We start from the raw sequence: 16,079 nt of genomic DNA on the forward strand, positions 1-16,079 counted from the left end.
GTTACCTCACCAGCGTGCCGGTGCGCCGGATGCGGCGCTGAAGTTGCAGGATGCCATACAGAAGCGCCTCGGCGGTCGGCGGGCAGCCGGGGACATAGATGTCCACGGGCACCACGCGATCGCAGCCGCGCACCACGGAATAGCTGTAGTGATAGTAGCCGCCGCCATTCGCGCAGCTGCCCATGCTGATGACGTAACGCGGTTCCGGCATCTGGTCATAGACCTTGCGCAGCGCGGGGGCCATCTTGTTGGTCAGCGTGCCCGCGACGATCATCAGGTCGGACTGGCGCGGGGATGCGCGCGGCGCGGTCCCGAAGCGTTCGAGGTCATAGCGCGGCATCGAGGTCTGCATCATCTCGACGGCGCAGCAGGCCAGGCCGAAGGTCATCCAGTGCAGGCTGCCGTTGCGCGCCCAGTTGATGATGTCCTCGGTCGTGGTCAGCAGGAAGCCCTTGTCCTGCAGTTCCGAGTTCAGCGCGCGGGTCGCGTGCTCGCGATCGGCCCCGGCGGTATTCGCTCCGGTCATCACGCCCATTCCAGCGCCCCCTTCTTCCATTCATAGGCAAAGCCCGCCGTCAGCACGCCCAGGAACACCATCATGGACCAGAATGCCGTGGTGCTGATCCACTGGAAGCTGACCGCCCAGGGGAACAGGAACGCGACCTCGAGGTCGAAGATGATGAACAGGATCGACACGAGATAGAATCGCACGTCGAACTTCATCCGCGCATCGTCGAAGGCGTTGAAGCCGCATTCGTAGGCGCTGACCTTCTCGGGGTCGGGATTGCGCACCGCGATGACGATCGCGGACAGCAGCAGGATCAGGGCCAGCGCCGAGGCCATGCCCGCAAAGACGAGAATTGGAAGATAGTCCTGCAGAAGGTTATCCACGAGCTGATCCCCTTTCGGGTCGCGGAAACACCTGTGGCTGTCCCCGCGACGGGTTGGCTGGTTGCGATGTAGACCTACGGCGTCCGAGGGTCAACGCTCGGTTTCGGGCTTGGGCTGCGGCCTATCGAAGCATTTTTCCCAGGTGGGCGAAGGCTGCCTGCAGTTCGTGCAGGCGCACCCCGCGCGGGGTGCGCCCATCCGATCATTCGATTTCGACCAGCAGATCCTTGGCGTCGATCTGTGCGCCTGGCGTGACGTGGATGGCCTTTACGGTTCCGTCCTGGTCGGCGTGGATGCCGGTCTCCATCTTCATGGCCTCGATCGTCAGGATCAGGTCGCCCTGCGCGACGGTCTGACCTTGCGTCACGGCGACCGAGGCGACCACGCCCGGCATGGGCGCACCGACATGGCCGTCATTCGACGGATCCGCCTTGGGCCGCGCGGCGCTGCCGCCGCCCGCCTTGCGGTTCGGGATGCGGACCTGGCGCGGCTGGCCGTTCAGCTCGAAGAAGACCTTCACCTCGCCCTTGTCGTCCGTCTCGCCGATGGTCAGCAGGCGGACCTCCAGCGTCTTGCCGGGGTCGATCTCGACGCTGATCTCCTGCCCCGGCTCCATCCCGTAGAAGAAGCTGCGCGTCGGCAGGGTGCGCACCGGGCCATAGGTCTCGTGGCGCTGCATGTAGTCGGTGAAGACCTTGGGATACATGAGGTAGCCGTTCAGATCCTCGTCGTCGATCTCGATGTCGCCCAGTTCGGCGGACAGCTTGGCGCGCACGGCCTCGAGGTCCACCGGCTCCAGATGGGCGCCGGGGCGGTCGGTGATCGGGGTCTCGCCCTTGAGGATCTTCTTCTGCAGCGCCTCGGGCCAGCCGCCGGGGGGTTGGCCCAGATTGCCGCGCATCATGTCCACGACGCTGTCGGGGAAGCTGACATCGACCGACGGATCGACGACCTGCTCGGGCGTCATGCCCTGCGCCACCATCATCAGCGCCATGTCGCCCACCACCTTCGAGGACGGCGTGACCTTCACGATGTCGCCGAACATGCGGTTCACATCGGCATAGGACTGCGCGACCTCGTGCCAGCGATCCTCCAGCCCCATCGAGCGCGCCTGCGCCTTGAGGTTGGTGAACTGCCCGCCCGGCATCTCGTGCAGATAGACCTCGGAGGCGGGCGATTGCAGGCCCGATTCGAAGGCTGCATAGCTTTCGCGGACGCGTTCCCAGTAATTGCTGATGCCGCGGATGGCCTCGATGTCCAGGCCCGTGTCGCGGTCGGTCTGGGCAAGGGCCTCGACCACGGACCCCATGGTCGGCTGGCTGGTATTGCCCGACAGCGCGTCCATCGCGCAATCGACCGCATCCACGCCCGCATCGGCGGCCGCAAGGATCGTCGCGCCGCCCATGCCGCTGGTGTCGTGGGTGTGGAAGTGGATCGGCAGGCCGACCTCTTCCTTCAGCGTCTTGATCAGGGTGCGGGCGGCGGCGGGCTTCAGCAGGCCCGCCATGTCCTTCAGGCCCAGCACATGCGCGCCGGCATCCTTCAGCTGCTGCGCCATCCCGACATAGTATTTCAGGTCGTATTTCGCCCGGTCGGGGTCCAGCATGTTGCCGGTATAGCAGACGGTGCCTTCGCAGATCTTGCCGCTGTCGATCACCGCATCCATCGCGACGCGCATGTTCTCGACCCAGTTCAGGCTGTCGAAGACGCGGAACACGTCCACGCCGGTCTCTGCGGCCTGACGCACGAAGAACTGCACCACGTTGTCGGGATAGTTGGTATAGCCCACCCCGTTCGAGGCCCGCAGCAGCATCTGCGTCATCAGGTTCGGCATCTTCTCGCGGATGTCGCGCAGGCGCTGCCAAGGACATTCCTGCAGGAAGCGATAGGCCACGTCGAATGTCGCGCCCCCCCAGCATTCCACGCTGAACAGCTGCGGCAGGTTCGCGGCATAGCTGGGCGCCACGCGGATCATGTCGATCGACCGCATGCGGGTGGCCAGCAGCGACTGGTGCCCGTCACGCATGGTGGTGTCGGTGATCAGCAGCTGCTTCTGCGCGGCCATCCAGTCGGCCACGGCCTGCGCGCCCTGCGATTCGAGCATCTGGCGGGTGCCCTGCGCGGGGGCGGCCTTCGGCAGTGGCGGAACCGGCGGGCGGGCCTGCGCGGGTGGCAGCGCCCTCCCCGCGGTTTCGGGGTGACCGTTCACGCTGATATCGGCCAGGTAGGTCAGGATCTTGGTCGCCCGGTCCTGACGCTTCTTGAAGTCGAACAGGTCGTCTGTCGTGTCGATGAACTTCGTCGTATAGGTATCGTCCAGGAAGGTCGGATGCTTCAGCAGGTTGATGACGAAGTCGATATTCGTGGAAACGCCGCGCACGCGGAACTCGCGCAGGGCGCGGTCCATGCGCTTGATCGCCTGGTCCGGCGTCTGCGCCCAGGCCGTCACCTTGACCAGCAGCGAATCGTAGAAGCGCGTGATGACGCCGCCCGAATAGGCCGTGCCGCCGTCCAGACGGATGCCCATGCCCGTCGCGCTGCGATAGGCGGTGATGCGGCCGTAATCGGGGATGAAGTTGTTCTGCGGATCCTCGGTCGTGACGCGGCATTGCAGCGCGTGACCCGACAGGGTGATCTGGTCCTGGCTGGAATGACCCGTGGCCTGGGCCAAGGTCTCGCCCTCCATGATGCGGATCTGGGACTGCACGATGTCGATGCCGGTCACCTCTTCGGTGACGGTATGTTCGACCTGCACGCGCGGGTTCACCTCGATGAAGTAGAACTGGCCGCTGTCCATATCCATCAGGAATTCGACCGTGCCGGCGCATTCATAGCCGACCGCCTGCCCGATCTTCAGCGCAAGGCCGCAGACCTCGGCCCGCTGTTCCTCGGTCAGATAGGGCGCGGGTGCGCGTTCGACGACCTTCTGGTTGCGGCGCTGCACGGTGCAGTCACGCTCGAACAGGTGATACAGGCCCCCATGCGTGTCGCCCAGCAGCTGAACCTCGACATGGCGGGCACGCAGGATCATCTTCTCCAGGTAACCCTCGCCATTGCCAAAGGCGGCCTCGGCCTCGCGGCGGCCCTCGCGGACCTTCTCAACCAACTCCTCGGGGCCGTTGATCGGGCGCATGCCGCGACCGCCGCCACCCCAGCTGGCCTTCAGCATCAGCGGATAGCCGATCTCGGCGGCCTCGGCCTTGATGGCGTCGAAATCGTCGCCCAGGACCTCGGTCGCGGGGATGACGGGCACGCCCGCCTTGATGGCGACGCGCCGCGCGCTGGCCTTGTCGCCAAGCGCGCGCATCGTCTCGGCGCGGGGGCCGATGAAGGTGATGCCGGCAGCCGCGCAGGCATCGACGAATTCGGGGTTTTCCGACAGCAGGCCATAGCCCGGATGGATCGCGTCGGCGCCGCTTTCCTTCGCCACGCGGATGATCTCGGGGATGGACAGGTATGCGGCGACCGGGCCCAGCCCCTCGCCGATCCGGTATGCCTCGTCGGCCTTGAAGCGATGGAGGCCCAGCTTGTCCTCCTCGGCATAGACCGCGACCGTTCGCTTGCCCAGCTCGTTCGCGGCGCGCATCACGCGGATCGCGATCTCGCCCCGGTTGGCAACCAGAATCTTGTTGAACATACCAAGCCCCCTTCCTCGAATTTCCGCATCCTAGCGGTGACCGCCAGTCGCGCAAGTGCGAGCGATAACATTTCACGCGCACCCTTCCTCGCGCACGACTATTGCGCCGCGATGCGGCAGACACAATGCCGCAGGTGCAGAAACCTTTTCGTTCGCTGAATGTTCGCACCCGAGCTTGCGTTTCGGAACGCTTTGCCTATCTCATGCGCTTGGGCCACCGGGGGTATCAATGGAACAGAAGTTCATATCGGTGCGCGGTGCGCGCGAACACAATCTCAAGGGTGTCGACCTGGACATCCCGCGCGACCAGCTGGTGGTGATCACCGGCCTGTCGGGATCGGGCAAGTCCTCGCTGGCCTTCGACACGATCTATGCCGAGGGGCAGCGACGTTACGTCGAAAGCCTGTCGGCCTATGCGCGGCAGTTCCTCGACATGATGGGCAAGCCCGACGTGGACCATATCAGCGGCCTGTCGCCCGCCATCAGCATCGAGCAGAAGACCACGTCCAAGAACCCGCGTTCGACCGTGGGCACCGTGACCGAGATCTACGATTACCTGCGCCTGCTGTTCGCGCGGTCGGGCACGCCCTACAGTCCCGCGACCGGCCTGCCGATCGAGGCGCAGCAGGTGCAGGACATGGTCGATCAGGTCATGGCCATGCCCGAGGGCACGCGCGCCTATCTGCTGGCGCCCATCGTGCGCGACCGCAAGGGCGAATACCGCAAGGAATTCTTGGAGCTGCGCAAACAGGGCTTCCAGCGCGTCAAGGTCAATGGCGAGTTCCACGAGCTGGACGAGCCGCCCACCCTGGACAAGAAGTTCCGCCAGAACATCGACGTGGTCGTGGACCGCATCGTCGTCCGCGAGGGGCTGGAGACGCGTCTGGCCGACAGCTTCCGCACCGCGCTGGACCTTGCCGACGGCATCGCCGTTCTGGAAACCGCCACGGACGAGCCCGAGCGCATCACCTTCAGCGAGAACTTCGCCTGCCCTGTCAGCGGCTTCACCATTCCCGAGATCGAGCCGCGGCTTTTCTCGTTCAACGCGCCCTTCGGTGCGTGTCCGGTCTGCGACGGCCTGGGGGTCGAGCTGTTCTTCGACGAGCGACTGATCGTGCCGGACCCCACGCTGTCCATCGCCAAGGGGGCCATCGCGCCCTGGGCCAAGTCGAAATCGGCCTATCTGACGCAGACCGTGAACGCGCTGGCCAAGCATTACGGTTTCGACAAGAAGACCGCATGGCGCGACCTGCCGCAGGAGGTGCGCGACCTGTTCATGCGCGGTTCCGGCGGAGAGGAGATCAAGTTCCGCTTCGACGATGCGGGCCGCATCTACGAGATCAGCCGCGTCTTCGAGGGCGTGGTCCCGAACATGGAGCGCCGCCTGCGCGAATCCGACAGCGCCTGGGTCCGCGAGGAATTCGAGCGATACCAGAACAACCGCCCCTGCGGCGCCTGCAACGGCTATCGCCTGAAACCCGAGGCGCTGGCCGTGAAGATCGCGGGCAGCCATATCGGCCACGTGGTCGAGCTGTCGATCAAGGAGGCGCTGGCCTGGGTCGAGGACGCCCCGAACCACCTGTCGCGCCAGAAGAACGAGATCGCGACCGCCATCCTCAAGGAGATCCGCGAGAGGCTCGGCTTTCTCGTCAACGTGGGTCTGGATTACCTTACCCTCTCGCGCGCGGCGGGCACGCTTTCGGGCGGCGAGAGCCAGCGCATCCGGCTGGCCAGCCAGATCGGCAGCGGGCTGACGGGGGTTCTCTATGTGCTCGACGAACCGTCCATCGGTCTGCACCAGCGTGACAACGACCGCCTGCTGGGCACGCTGAAGGGGCTGCGCGACCAGGGCAACTCGGTCCTGGTGGTGGAACATGACGAGGATGCGATCCGGCATGCCGATTACGTCTTCGACATCGGCCCCGGCGCCGGGGTGCATGGCGGCACGGTCGTCAGCCAGGGCACGCCCGACCAGATCGCCGCCGATGCGGGCAGCCTGACGGGGCAGTACCTGTCCGGCCAACGCGAGATCGCCGTGCCTCAGACCCGCCGCAAGGGGAACGGCAAGAAGATCAGCGTGATCGGCGCGACGGGCAACAACCTCAAGAAGGTCAGCGCGGATTTCCCGCTCGGCAAGTTCGTCTGCGTGACCGGCGTGTCGGGCGGGGGCAAGTCCACCCTGACCATCGAGACGCTGTTCAAGACCGCCAGCCTGCGCCTGAACGGCGCGCGCCAGACCCCCGCCCCCTGCGAGCAGATCAAGGGGCTGGAGCATCTGGACAAGGTCATCGACATCGACCAGCGCCCGATCGGCCGCACGCCGCGATCGAATCCCGCGACCTATACCGGGGCCTTCACCCCCATCCGCGAATGGTTCGCGGGCCTGCCCGAGGCCAAGGCGCGCGGCTACAAGCCGGGCCGCTTCAGCTTCAACGTCAAGGGCGGCCGCTGCGAGGCGTGCCAGGGCGACGGCGTCATCAAGATCGAGATGCACTTCCTGCCCGACGTCTATGTCGAATGCGAGACCTGCAAGGGTGCCCGCTACAACCGCGAGACGCTGGAGGTGACCTTCAAGGGCAAGTCCATCGCGGATGTGCTGGACATGACGGTCGAGGATGCGCAGCAGTTCTTCAGCGCCGTCCCCTCGATCCGCGAGAAGATGGACGCGCTGATGCAGGTCGGCCTCGGCTATATCAAGGTGGGGCAGCAGGCGACGACCCTGTCGGGCGGCGAGGCGCAGCGCGTGAAGCTGTCCAAGGAGCTGGCGCGCAGATCGACGGGCAAGACGCTGTACATCCTGGACGAGCCGACGACCGGCCTGCATTTCGAGGATGTGCGCAAGCTTCTGGAGGTGCTGCACGAACTGGTGGACCAGGGGAACACCGTGGTGGTGATCGAACACAACCTCGATGTGATCAAGACCGCCGACTGGCTTCTGGATATCGGCCCCGAGGGCGGGGATGGCGGCGGGACGATGGTCGCCATCGGCACCCCCGAGGACGTGTCCGAGGTCGAGGCCAGCCATACGGGCCGCTATCTGAAGCCCATGCTGGAGACCGCGCGCATCCGCGCCGCCGAATAGACCCCCATGATCGCCGCCCTTCGGGGCGGCGATTCTGTTCCGGCCCCACGGGAAGCTGTCGGGCATGCGAAAAGTCGCATTTTCCGATCAAGCAATTTCAATGACTTACAAGAAATCTCCGAAAAATCGACCCGAAGGTGCATTTTTCCTCTTGCGGCCCCCGGCTCAGTTCCGTAAATCCCCACTCACCGAAGGCGAGACGGTCACCGGAGACGGAAACGGATCGCAGACGGAACGGAGCGGGCGTAGCTCAGGGGTAGAGCATAACCTTGCCAAGGTTAGGGTCGGGCGTTCGAATCGCCTCGCCCGCTCCAAAAAACAAAAAGGCCGGGCCATGTGCTCGGCCTTTTGTATTTGATCCAGACCTTTTCCAGACAAGCCGTTTTACCACGAAGAGCCGCAGAAGCGGCCTTGGCAAGTACGAGGGAAAGCAGGACGAATGAAATCCAATACCAAGGCCGCATACGGGCCGCCCGCCAGGGGGTACCGGCATTCCGACGATCGTGAAGGGCCGATCGGAAGCTGCGGCAGCTGGCCACGCATGCCTAAAATGTCAGCACGCCTTGACAGTGTCAAGCTTCTGCGGTGCAGCATCGCATGACGGGCGAACTCTGCCGCGTGTCCCTGCGCGACCGCCTTGTCGCCGCGGGTCTCGAGATCCTGGACGAACACGGGATCGAGGAACTGACCCTGCGCCGCGTCGCCGCCCGTGCGGGCGTGTCCCATGCCGCACCGGCCCATCACTTCGGGTCGCTGGCCGGGCTGCAGGACGCCATCGCGATCCGCGGCTTCGTCCGCCTGCGCGACAACCTGCTGCTGATCGAGGAATCCCTGCCCCGCGACATCCCCCCCTATGAAAGGCTGTCGCGGATCAACCAGGGCTATCTCGATTTCTCGACCGCGCAACCGGGGCTGTTCCGGATGATGTTCAGCCGCGCGCGCCATGTCGATCCCGCGCTGCAGCAGGCCGCGTCCGAGACATGGGCCGTGCTGGAACGCGCCACCGCGGCGTTCATTCCCCCCGACGCGCAGGAAACCGTGCGCACCGCGATCTGGGCGATGACGCATGGCTACGCCGTGCTGGGCCTGAACGAGCCGCGCCCGAACGCACCGCAGACCGCCGCACCCTTCGACGATCTGCTGCGCCTTCTGCTGCGCCCCGAGGACGCCTAGCCGTCGATCCTGATCCGGGCGTTCTGCGGGTCGTAGGGGCTGTCCTCGGTCACCTCGGCGTCCCACAACTCGCGGAACATCCGGACCTTCAGGCGCGTGCCGGGCTGCGCCAGGTCGGGGCGGACATAGCCCATCCCGATCTGCTTGCCGAAGGCCGCCGAATACCCGCCCGAGGTCAGGCGCCCCACCTTCTGCCCGTCCAGGAACAGCGCCTCGCGGCCCCAGGGGTCGGCATCGGCAGGCCCGTCGATCAGCAGCGTCACGCATCTGCTGCGGATGCCCTTGGCCTCCATCGCGGCCTTGCCCCGGAAATCCTTGGACAGGTCCACGAAGCGGTCCAGCCCGGCCTCGAGCGGGGTCGCATCGCGCCCCAGTTCGGTCCCGAAGGCGCGATAGGACTTCTCCTGTCGCAGCCAGTTCTGCGCGCGCGCACCGACCAGCTTCAGCCCAAGCGGTTCGCCGGCCTCCATCAGGCGGTCGAACAGGTGGTTCTGCATCTCGATCGGGTGGTGCAGCTCCCAGCCCAGCTCGCCCGTATAGGCGACGCGGATCGCGTTCACCGGGACCATGCCCAGCTCGATCCGGCGGGCCGACAGCCAGGGGAAGCGCTTGTTCGACAGGGCGGTTTCCGGCTGCGGGTCGCGGATCAGCTTCGACAGGATCGCCCGCGATTGCGGCCCCGCGATGGCGAAGACGCCCCATTGGGTCGTCACGTCCTGGATGCCGACGAAGCCGCCGCCTTCCGCCATGAAATCCTGCGCCGCGCGGATCAGGTTGTCGACGTCGTAATCGGTCCAGGCGCCTGCCGACACCAGGTAGTAATCCTCCTCGGCATGGCGGACGATGGTGTATTCGGTGCGCGTCGTTCCGGCCTCGGTCAGGGCATAGGTCAGGTTGATCCGCCCGACCTTCGGCAGCCTGTTCGTCGTCAGCCAGTCCAGGAAGGCCGTCGCCCCCGGCCCCGTCACGCGATGCTTGGCAAAGGCCGTCGCGTCGATCAGGCCCGCGGCATTGCGCACGGCCTCGGCCTCGGCTTTCGCATATTCCCACCAGCCGCCGCGACGGAAGCTGCGCGAGGCGTGATCGTCGAAGCCCATGGGCGCGTAATAGTTCGGACGCTCCCACCCGTTCACCTGCCCGAACTGCGCGCCGCGCGCGGCCTGCCGGTCATAGGCGGGCGAGGTGCGCAGCGGGCGGGCGGCCTCTCGTTCCTCGTCGGGATGGTGCAGGATGAAGACGTGCTCGTAGGCTTCCTCGTTCTTCTTCACGGCATATTCGGTGGTCATCCAGGACCCGAAGCGGCGCGGGTCGAGGGACGCCATGTCGATCTCGGCCTCGCCCTCGGTCATCATCTGCGTCAGGTAGTGGCCCACCCCGCCCGCCGCGGTGATGCCGAAGCTGAAGCCCTCGGCCAGCCACATGTTGCGCAGGCCGGGCGCGGGGCCGACCAGCGGATTGCCGTCGGGGGTATAGCAGATCGGCCCGTTGAAATCGTCCTTGAGGCCCACCGTCTCGGATGTCGGCAGGCGGTGGATCATGGACATGTATTCCTCTTCGATGCGGTCCAGATCCAGCGGGAACAGGTCGGCGCGGAAGCTGTCGGGCACCTCGTAGGGGAAGCGCGCCGGCGCACCGCGTTCATAGGGCCCGAGGATCCAGCCGCCGCGTTCCTCGCGGACATACCACTTGGCGTCGGCATCGCGCAGCACGGGATGTTCGGGATTGCCCTCGGCCCGCCATTTCAGCAGCGCGGGGTCGGGTTCGGTCACGATGAACTGGTGTTCGACCGGGATGGCCGGGATGCGGATGCCCAGAAGCCGCGCCGTGCGCTGCGAATGGTTGCCCGTCGCGGTCACGACATGCTCGGCCGTGATCTCGAACACCTCGCCCGAGGGAACCAGGTTGCCGCCCTTCTCGGCCATGCGTTCGCAGGTGACGACCCATTCCGATCCCGTCCAGCGATAGGCGTTCACCTGGATCTTGCGCTCGATCGTGGCACCCGCCATCCGCGCGCCCTTGGCCATGGCCTGCGTCACGTCGGCGGGGTTGATGTAGCCATCGGTCGGGTGGAACAGCGCGCCCTTCAGATCGTCGGTGCGCAGCAGGGGCCAGCGCTCCTTCATCTGGGCGGGGGTCATGAACTCGTGCTCGATTCCGATCGTCTCGGCGGTCGAGGAATAGAGCATGTACTCGTCCATCCGCGCATCGGTCTGGGCCATGCGCAGGTTGCCGCAGCGGGTGAAGCCCGCGTTCAGGCCCGTCTCGGCCTCGAGCCCGGCATAGAGCTTGACCGAGTAGTCGTGGATGTGGCTGGTCGCGTATCCCATGTTGAACAGCGGCAGCAGGCCCGCCGCATGCCATGTCGATCCTGCCGTCAGCTCGTCGCGTTCGACCAGCATCGGCTGCCACCCTGCCCGCGCCAGGTGATAGGCGATCCCGCATCCGACGGCGCCGCCACCGACGATCAGAACCTTCACATGAGATTTCATTGCCGCTGCTCCGTTTGCGTGGCCCGTTCGCCCATCGTTGCCCCATCCGTGGCACGCAACGTCAAATGGCCCCGACCATCGGCGGGCGAAAAACGACATGCCGCAAGACTTGCCGCGCCTCCGGGGGGCGGGTAATTTCCGGACCTGAGTTTTTCCGGCGAAGGGACCGCCCATATGCAGATCTGCCGCAGCACGGGCGAAATCCGCGACCTGTCGCGCGAATGGCGGCGTGCCGGACAGGCCGTGGCGCTGGTGCCCACCATGGGCGCGCTGCATGCGGGGCACATGTCGCTGGTCGCACGCGCCCGCGAATGGGTGGATGCGCAGGGCGGCGGACGGGTCGTGACCTCGATCTTCGTGAACCCCACGCAATTCGGCCCGAACGAGGATCTGGACAGGTATCCCCGCGACGAGGAAGGCGACCGCCGGAAACTGGCGCAGGCCGGCTGCGACGCGGTGTTCCTGCCACAGGTCGAGGATATCTATCGCCCCGGCGCGCAGACCCATGTCGAGGTCGAGGGTCTGGGCCGCATGCTGATGGGCCGCCTGCGCCCCGGCCATTTTCGCGGCGTGGCGACGGTCGTGACCAAGCTGTTCAACATCGTCCAGCCCGACGCGGCGGCCTTCGGGGAAAAGGACTATCAGCAGCTGACCCTGATCCGCCGCATGGTGGCCGACCTGGACATTCCCGTGCAGATCCTGCCCGTCCCCACGATGCGCGAGGATGACGGCCTTGCCATGTCATCGCGGAACCAGCGCCTGACCGAGGCGGATCGCGCCGCCGCCCCCGTCCTTGCGCGCGCGCTGGACGCCGCGCAGGAAATGGCCGCGACGGGCGTCACGACCGCCGCGATGCGGGCGCGGATCCGCGGCATCATCGCGTCCGAGCCGCGCGCCACCATCCGTTCGATCGACATCCGCGACGCGGACGACCTGACCCGCGTCACGAAACTGGCCCGACCCGTCGTGATCCTGCTGGCCGTCGCCTTCGGCGACGTCCTTCTGATCGACCAGCGCGTCGTCCGGCCCTGAAGGGGGACCCCATGTCCGCACAAGCCCCGCAGAAGCGCATCACCGCCCCGCAGATCATGGCCATGAAGGGCGGCACGCCCATCGTGGCGCTGACCGCCTACAGCGCGCCCATGGCGCGGATGGTGGACGCACATTCCGACGTGATCCTGGTGGGCGACAGCCTGGGCATGGTGGTGCACGGCCTGCCCTCGACCGTGGGCGTCACGATCGAGATGATGATCCTGCATGGCCAGGCCGTGATGCGCGGCAGTGCGCGCGCGATGGTCGTGGTGGACATGCCCTTCGGCAGCTACGAGGAAAGCCCCGAGCAGGCCTTCCGCAACGCGACCCGCATCCTGATGGAAACCGGCTGCGGCGCGGTCAAGCTGGAGGGCGGCGCGCGCATGGCGCCCACGATCCGCTTCCTGACCGAACGCGGCGTGCCGGTCATGGGCCATGTCGGGCTGACCCCGCAATCCACGCTGACGATGGGCGGTTTCCGCACGCAGGGCCGCGACCAGGATACCTGGCCCGCCCATGTCGCCGACGCGCAGGCCGTGGCCGATGCGGGCGCGTTCTCGATCGTGGCCGAGGGCGTGATGGAGGGGCTGGCCGACCGCATCACCGAATCCGTGCCGGTCCCGGTGATCGGCATCGGTGCCTCGGCGCGGTGCGACGGGCAGATCCTCGTGGTCGACGACATGCTGGGCCTGACCGACCGCGTCCCGCGCTTCGTGCGCAAGTTCGGCGATCTGGGCCCACGCGCCGACGCGGCGATCGCGGAATATGCCGCAGCCGTCCGCGACCGCAGCTTCCCCGAGGACGCGCAGGTCTATCGCTAGGGGGCGGTGTCGCTGCCGAAATCGGCGGCGGCGGCAAGACGCGACATGGCCAGCGGCACCAGCAGCAGCAGCGCCAGCCCCAGGTAGATCGCACCAAGGCTGAAGCTCTCGGCCAGCCAGCCGATCGCGGCGGGCGCCAGGAGGATGCCGGAATATCCCATCATCGTCACGACCGACAGCCCGACGCCCGCGGCCATGCCCGGCAGGTTTCCAGCCGCCGACAGCGCGATGGGCATCAGGTTCGCGATGCCGATGCCCGCCAGCGCGAAGCCCGCGATGGCCACCCCGGCCGAAGGCGCGAACCCCGCGACCGCAAGGCCCGACATCGCCGTCAGCGCGCTGATCCGCATGGTCCGGACCGCCCCGAAGCAGTTACGCAGCCCGTCGCCCGCAAAGCGCAGGACCGCCATCGTCGCCGCGCAGCCCGCAAATCCCCAGCCCGCGACGGATAGCGGGGCGCCCATCTCCTTCTGCAGATAGACCGCCGCCCAGTCGAGGATCGCCCCTTCGGGGATCATCGAGGCCAGCGCGACGATGCCCAGCAGGAACGGCAGCGGGCTGCGCGGCAGGCGCAGGGGCGCACGCGGCTGATCGGGTGCCGGAGGGTCGCGCAGCAGGCGCGGCCCGGCCCAGACCAGCCCCGCCGCGAAGACCGCCGTGACGACCAGCCCCTGCCCCAGTTCGCCCGCAAGCTCCAGCACGATCCCGCCAAGCCCCGCGCCGATGACGCCGCCAAGGCTCCAGAACCCGTGGCAGGACGACATGATCGCCCGTGCGCGCGACCGCTCGACCGCGACGGCATTGGCGTTCATCGCGACATCCATGCCGCCCATCGTGCCGCCGAACAGGAAGACCGCCGCCGCGACCGACCAGAAGCCCGGCGCAAGCGATATCCACAGAAGCGAGGGTGCCGTCAACCAGGCCGCAAGCCAGACCGCCGAGCGCGACCCCGCCCGTGCCGTCATCGCCCCGAACAGCGGCATCACCGTGATCGAGCCCAGCCCCAGGCACAGCACCAGAAGGCCCGCGCGGGATTCCGCGATCCCCAGCCGCTCCATCAGCGCCGGAATGCGCGGGGACCAGCCGCCGACCAGCAACCCGTTCAGCAGAAAGAGCGCCGAGACCGCGGCGCGTTCGGATGACATTCGCATGGAACCTACAGCATGGAGGGAACGACCAGGTCCGGCGGACGGTGCCCGTCGGCAAAGGTCTTGATGTTGATGAGGACCTTTTCGCCCATCTCGGCGCGGCCCTCGACGGTGGCGCTGCCCATATGGGGCAGCAGCACGACATTGCTCAGCTCTCGCAGGCGGGGATTGATCTCGTGGCCGTGCTCGAACACGTCCAGCCCCGCGCCCGCGATCTCGTTCGCGCGCAGCATCCGGGTCAGCGCGTTCTCGTCGATGACCTCGCCGCGCGAGGTGTTCACCACCACCGCCGAGGGCTTCATCAGCTTCAGCCGACGCGCGTTCAGCAGGTGGAAGGTCGAGGGGGTGTGCGGCGCGTTCACGCTGACGATGTCCATCCGCGCTAGCATCTGGTCGAGGCTCTCCCACCAGGTGGCCTGCAGCTCGTCCTCGATCTCGGGGCGCAGGCGGCGGCGGTTGTGGTAATGGACCTGCATCCCGAAGGCGTTGGCCCGGCGCGCGACCGCCTGCCCGATCCGTCCCATCCCCAAGATGCCCAGCCGGCGCCCGCCAAGCCGCCCGCCCAGATGCGCCGTCGGCGACCAGCCCTGCCAGCGGCCCGCCTGCATCTCGGCCAGCCCCTCGGGGATGCGGCGCGTCACCGCAAGGATCAGCGCCATGGTCATGTCGGCCGTATCCTCGGTGACGACGCCGGGCGTGTTGCTGACCAGAACCCCGCGCTGCCGGGCCGAGGCGACATCCACGTGGTCGATCCCCGCCCCGTAATTCGCGATCAGCTTCAACCGCTCGCCCGCGCGCGCCAGCATGTTGGCCGTGATCTGGTCGGTGACGGTGGGCACCAGCACGTCGGCCCCCTGCATCAGGGCGACCAGCTCGTCCTCGGTCAGCTTGCGGTCATCTTCCCGCAGGATCACGTCGAACAGCTCGGACATGCGGGTCTCGACCGCCTCGGGCAGACGGCGCGTGACGGCCACGCGCAGCTTCTGACGGACCAAGGACGGGTTTGCGGGCATCGGCAGACCTCACTTTCTCGAACTCGTGTCGGGGGCGCACTTCCCTTGCAGGGTGGCTTTTGGCAAACTGCCCGCGATACGGGGCATGCACAAGACCCCAAGGCGAAGGCCATCGGGACAGGCAGGACGGGAACCATCCTCATGACGACAGTTCAACGCCAACAGGGCAAGGCGCGGCGGCTGATACAGGCCGCGATGATCGGGGTGGCGCTCATGGCGGCGCCCGCCGCGGCACAGGATCCCGCGCAGCAGGCGCAGGCCGAACAGTTGCGCGGGCCGGTCACCAACCTGCCCCTGCCGCGCTATGTCAGCCTGAAGGGCAACGAAGGAAATGCAAGACGCGGGCCCAGCCTGTCGCACCGGATCGACTGGGTGTTCCGCCATGCCGGGATGCCCCTGCGCGTGGTCGCAGAATTCGGCCATTGGCGCCGGGTCGAGGACAAGGACGGCGCGGGCGGCTGGGTGCATTACGCGCTGCTGTCGGGGGTGCGCACCGCGCTGATCACGCAGGACATGACGGAATTGCGCACGCGCCCCCGGACCGATGCCGATGTCGTCGCGCGGGCCGAGCTTGGCGCGATCCTGCGCCTGAACGAATGCGAGCCGCAATGGTGCCGCGTCTCGGGCGGCGGTCAGCGGGGCTGGGTGCCCAAGACCGCCATCTGGGGCGTGGACCCGGCCGAGGTCAGGGACTGACCGCGCGCCGCGACAGCGGCGCGCCCCCCGCCAGCCCGGCCCGGGGCCCCCCCCCCCGCCCCCCCCCCCCCCCCCCCCCCCCCCCCCCCCCCCCCCC

The 16,079-nt window shown here is 67.2% G+C and carries 11 protein-coding genes and 1 tRNA gene; 6 read left to right on the plus strand and 6 right to left on the minus strand.

Going from position 1 to position 16,079, the window contains the following annotated elements; genetic code table 11:
• Position 1: 1 nt before the first annotated feature.
• From QMZ16_RS08885 to QMZ16_RS08895, 3 genes are all read right to left on the minus strand, one after another.
• On the minus strand, positions 2-535 hold the full coding sequence (locus QMZ16_RS08885) for an NADH-quinone oxidoreductase subunit B (protein WP_022706489.1): 534 nt from the start codon (positions 533-535) through the stop codon (positions 2-4).
• Positions 526-891, minus strand: a complete 366-nt coding sequence (locus tag QMZ16_RS08890) for an NADH-quinone oxidoreductase subunit A (protein WP_022706490.1) — start codon at positions 889-891, stop codon at positions 526-528. The genes QMZ16_RS08885 and QMZ16_RS08890 overlap by 10 nt, the downstream gene beginning before the upstream one ends.
• A 202-nt stretch (positions 892-1,093) precedes the next feature.
• Positions 1,094-4,528: a pyruvate carboxylase gene (locus QMZ16_RS08895; protein WP_282602966.1), complete on the minus strand. Its 3,435-nt coding sequence runs from the start codon at positions 4,526-4,528 to the stop codon at positions 1,094-1,096.
• Positions 4,529-4,757: 229 nt separating this feature from the next.
• Here QMZ16_RS08895 and uvrA point away from each other — a divergent pair, with 229 nt between their 5' ends.
• The 3 genes from uvrA (at position 4,758) to QMZ16_RS08910 (ending at position 8,783) form a co-directional block, all read left to right on the plus strand.
• Positions 4,758-7,610, plus strand: a complete 2,853-nt coding sequence (uvrA, locus tag QMZ16_RS08900; RefSeq protein WP_282602967.1) for an excinuclease ABC subunit UvrA — start codon at positions 4,758-4,760, stop codon at positions 7,608-7,610.
• A 239-nt stretch (positions 7,611-7,849) separates the two neighbouring features.
• A tRNA-Gly gene (locus QMZ16_RS08905) sits at positions 7,850-7,924 on the plus strand.
• A gap of 283 nt (positions 7,925-8,207) precedes the next feature.
• Complete coding sequence (locus QMZ16_RS08910) at positions 8,208-8,783, plus strand: TetR/AcrR family transcriptional regulator (RefSeq protein ID WP_282602968.1); 576 nt, start codon at positions 8,208-8,210, stop codon at positions 8,781-8,783.
• On the opposite strand, the gene QMZ16_RS08915 is transcribed toward QMZ16_RS08910, so the two are convergent.
• Positions 8,780-11,272 carry an FAD-dependent oxidoreductase gene (locus tag QMZ16_RS08915; protein WP_282602969.1) on the minus strand — a complete coding sequence of 831 codons (2,493 nt, stop codon included), beginning with the start codon at positions 11,270-11,272 and terminating at the stop codon, positions 8,780-8,782. The two genes, QMZ16_RS08910 and QMZ16_RS08915, sit on opposite strands and share 4 nt — an antisense overlap.
• Positions 11,273-11,446: 174 nt before the next feature.
• Here QMZ16_RS08915 and panC point away from each other — a divergent pair, with 174 nt between their 5' ends.
• Positions 11,447-12,304 (plus strand): pantoate--beta-alanine ligase, encoded by an 858-nt coding sequence (gene panC / locus QMZ16_RS08920; protein ID WP_282602970.1) that lies wholly within the window; start codon positions 11,447-11,449, stop codon positions 12,302-12,304.
• A gap of 11 nt (positions 12,305-12,315) precedes the next feature.
• The gene (gene panB / locus QMZ16_RS08925) at positions 12,316-13,125 is read left to right on the plus strand and encodes a 3-methyl-2-oxobutanoate hydroxymethyltransferase (RefSeq protein WP_282602971.1); all 810 of its coding nucleotides are present in this window, start codon (positions 12,316-12,318) and stop codon (positions 13,123-13,125) included.
• Here panB and QMZ16_RS08930 read toward each other — a convergent pair.
• A complete protein-coding gene (locus QMZ16_RS08930) occupies positions 13,122-14,270 on the minus strand; it encodes an MFS transporter (protein WP_282602972.1) in 1,149 nt (382 codons plus the stop codon). The genes panB and QMZ16_RS08930 overlap by 4 nt on opposite strands.
• Before the next feature lie 11 nt (positions 14,271-14,281).
• Positions 14,282-15,268: a D-glycerate dehydrogenase gene (locus tag QMZ16_RS08935; protein ID WP_282602978.1), complete on the minus strand. Its 987-nt coding sequence runs from the start codon at positions 15,266-15,268 to the stop codon at positions 14,282-14,284.
• Positions 15,269-15,499: 231 nt separating this feature from the next.
• Between QMZ16_RS08935 and QMZ16_RS08940 the strand changes: the two genes are divergently transcribed.
• Positions 15,500-15,982, plus strand: a complete 483-nt coding sequence (locus tag QMZ16_RS08940) for an SH3 domain-containing protein (RefSeq protein WP_282602979.1) — start codon at positions 15,500-15,502, stop codon at positions 15,980-15,982.
• The last annotated feature ends 97 nt before the right edge of the window (positions 15,983-16,079 follow it).

Origin of the sequence: Paracoccus sp. PARArs4, from assembly GCF_947311865.1 — a bacterium.
In the GTDB taxonomy this organism is placed as follows: domain Bacteria; phylum Pseudomonadota; class Alphaproteobacteria; order Rhodobacterales; family Rhodobacteraceae; genus Paracoccus; species Paracoccus zeaxanthinifaciens.

Bases quoted from the DNA above. Each gene is read 5' to 3' on its own strand.
- QMZ16_RS08885 (WP_022706489.1), bottom strand. From the start codon at position 535: ATGGGCGTGATGACCGGAGCGAATACCGCCGGGGCCGATCGCGAGCAC.
- panC (WP_282602970.1), top strand. From the start codon at position 11,447: ATGCAGATCTGCCGCAGCACGGGCGAAATCCGCGACCTGTCGCGCGAA.
- QMZ16_RS08940 (WP_282602979.1), top strand. From the start codon at position 15,500: ATGGCGGCGCCCGCCGCGGCACAGGATCCCGCGCAGCAGGCGCAGGCC.
- panB (WP_282602971.1), top strand. From the start codon at position 12,316: ATGTCCGCACAAGCCCCGCAGAAGCGCATCACCGCCCCGCAGATCATG.
- QMZ16_RS08915 (WP_282602969.1), bottom strand. From the start codon at position 11,272: ATGAAATCTCATGTGAAGGTTCTGATCGTCGGTGGCGGCGCCGTCGGA.
- QMZ16_RS08930 (WP_282602972.1), bottom strand. From the start codon at position 14,270: ATGTCATCCGAACGCGCCGCGGTCTCGGCGCTCTTTCTGCTGAACGGG.
- QMZ16_RS08910 (WP_282602968.1), top strand. From the start codon at position 8,208: ATGACGGGCGAACTCTGCCGCGTGTCCCTGCGCGACCGCCTTGTCGCC.
- uvrA (WP_282602967.1), top strand. From the start codon at position 4,758: ATGGAACAGAAGTTCATATCGGTGCGCGGTGCGCGCGAACACAATCTC.
- QMZ16_RS08895 (WP_282602966.1), bottom strand. From the start codon at position 4,528: ATGTTCAACAAGATTCTGGTTGCCAACCGGGGCGAGATCGCGATCCGC.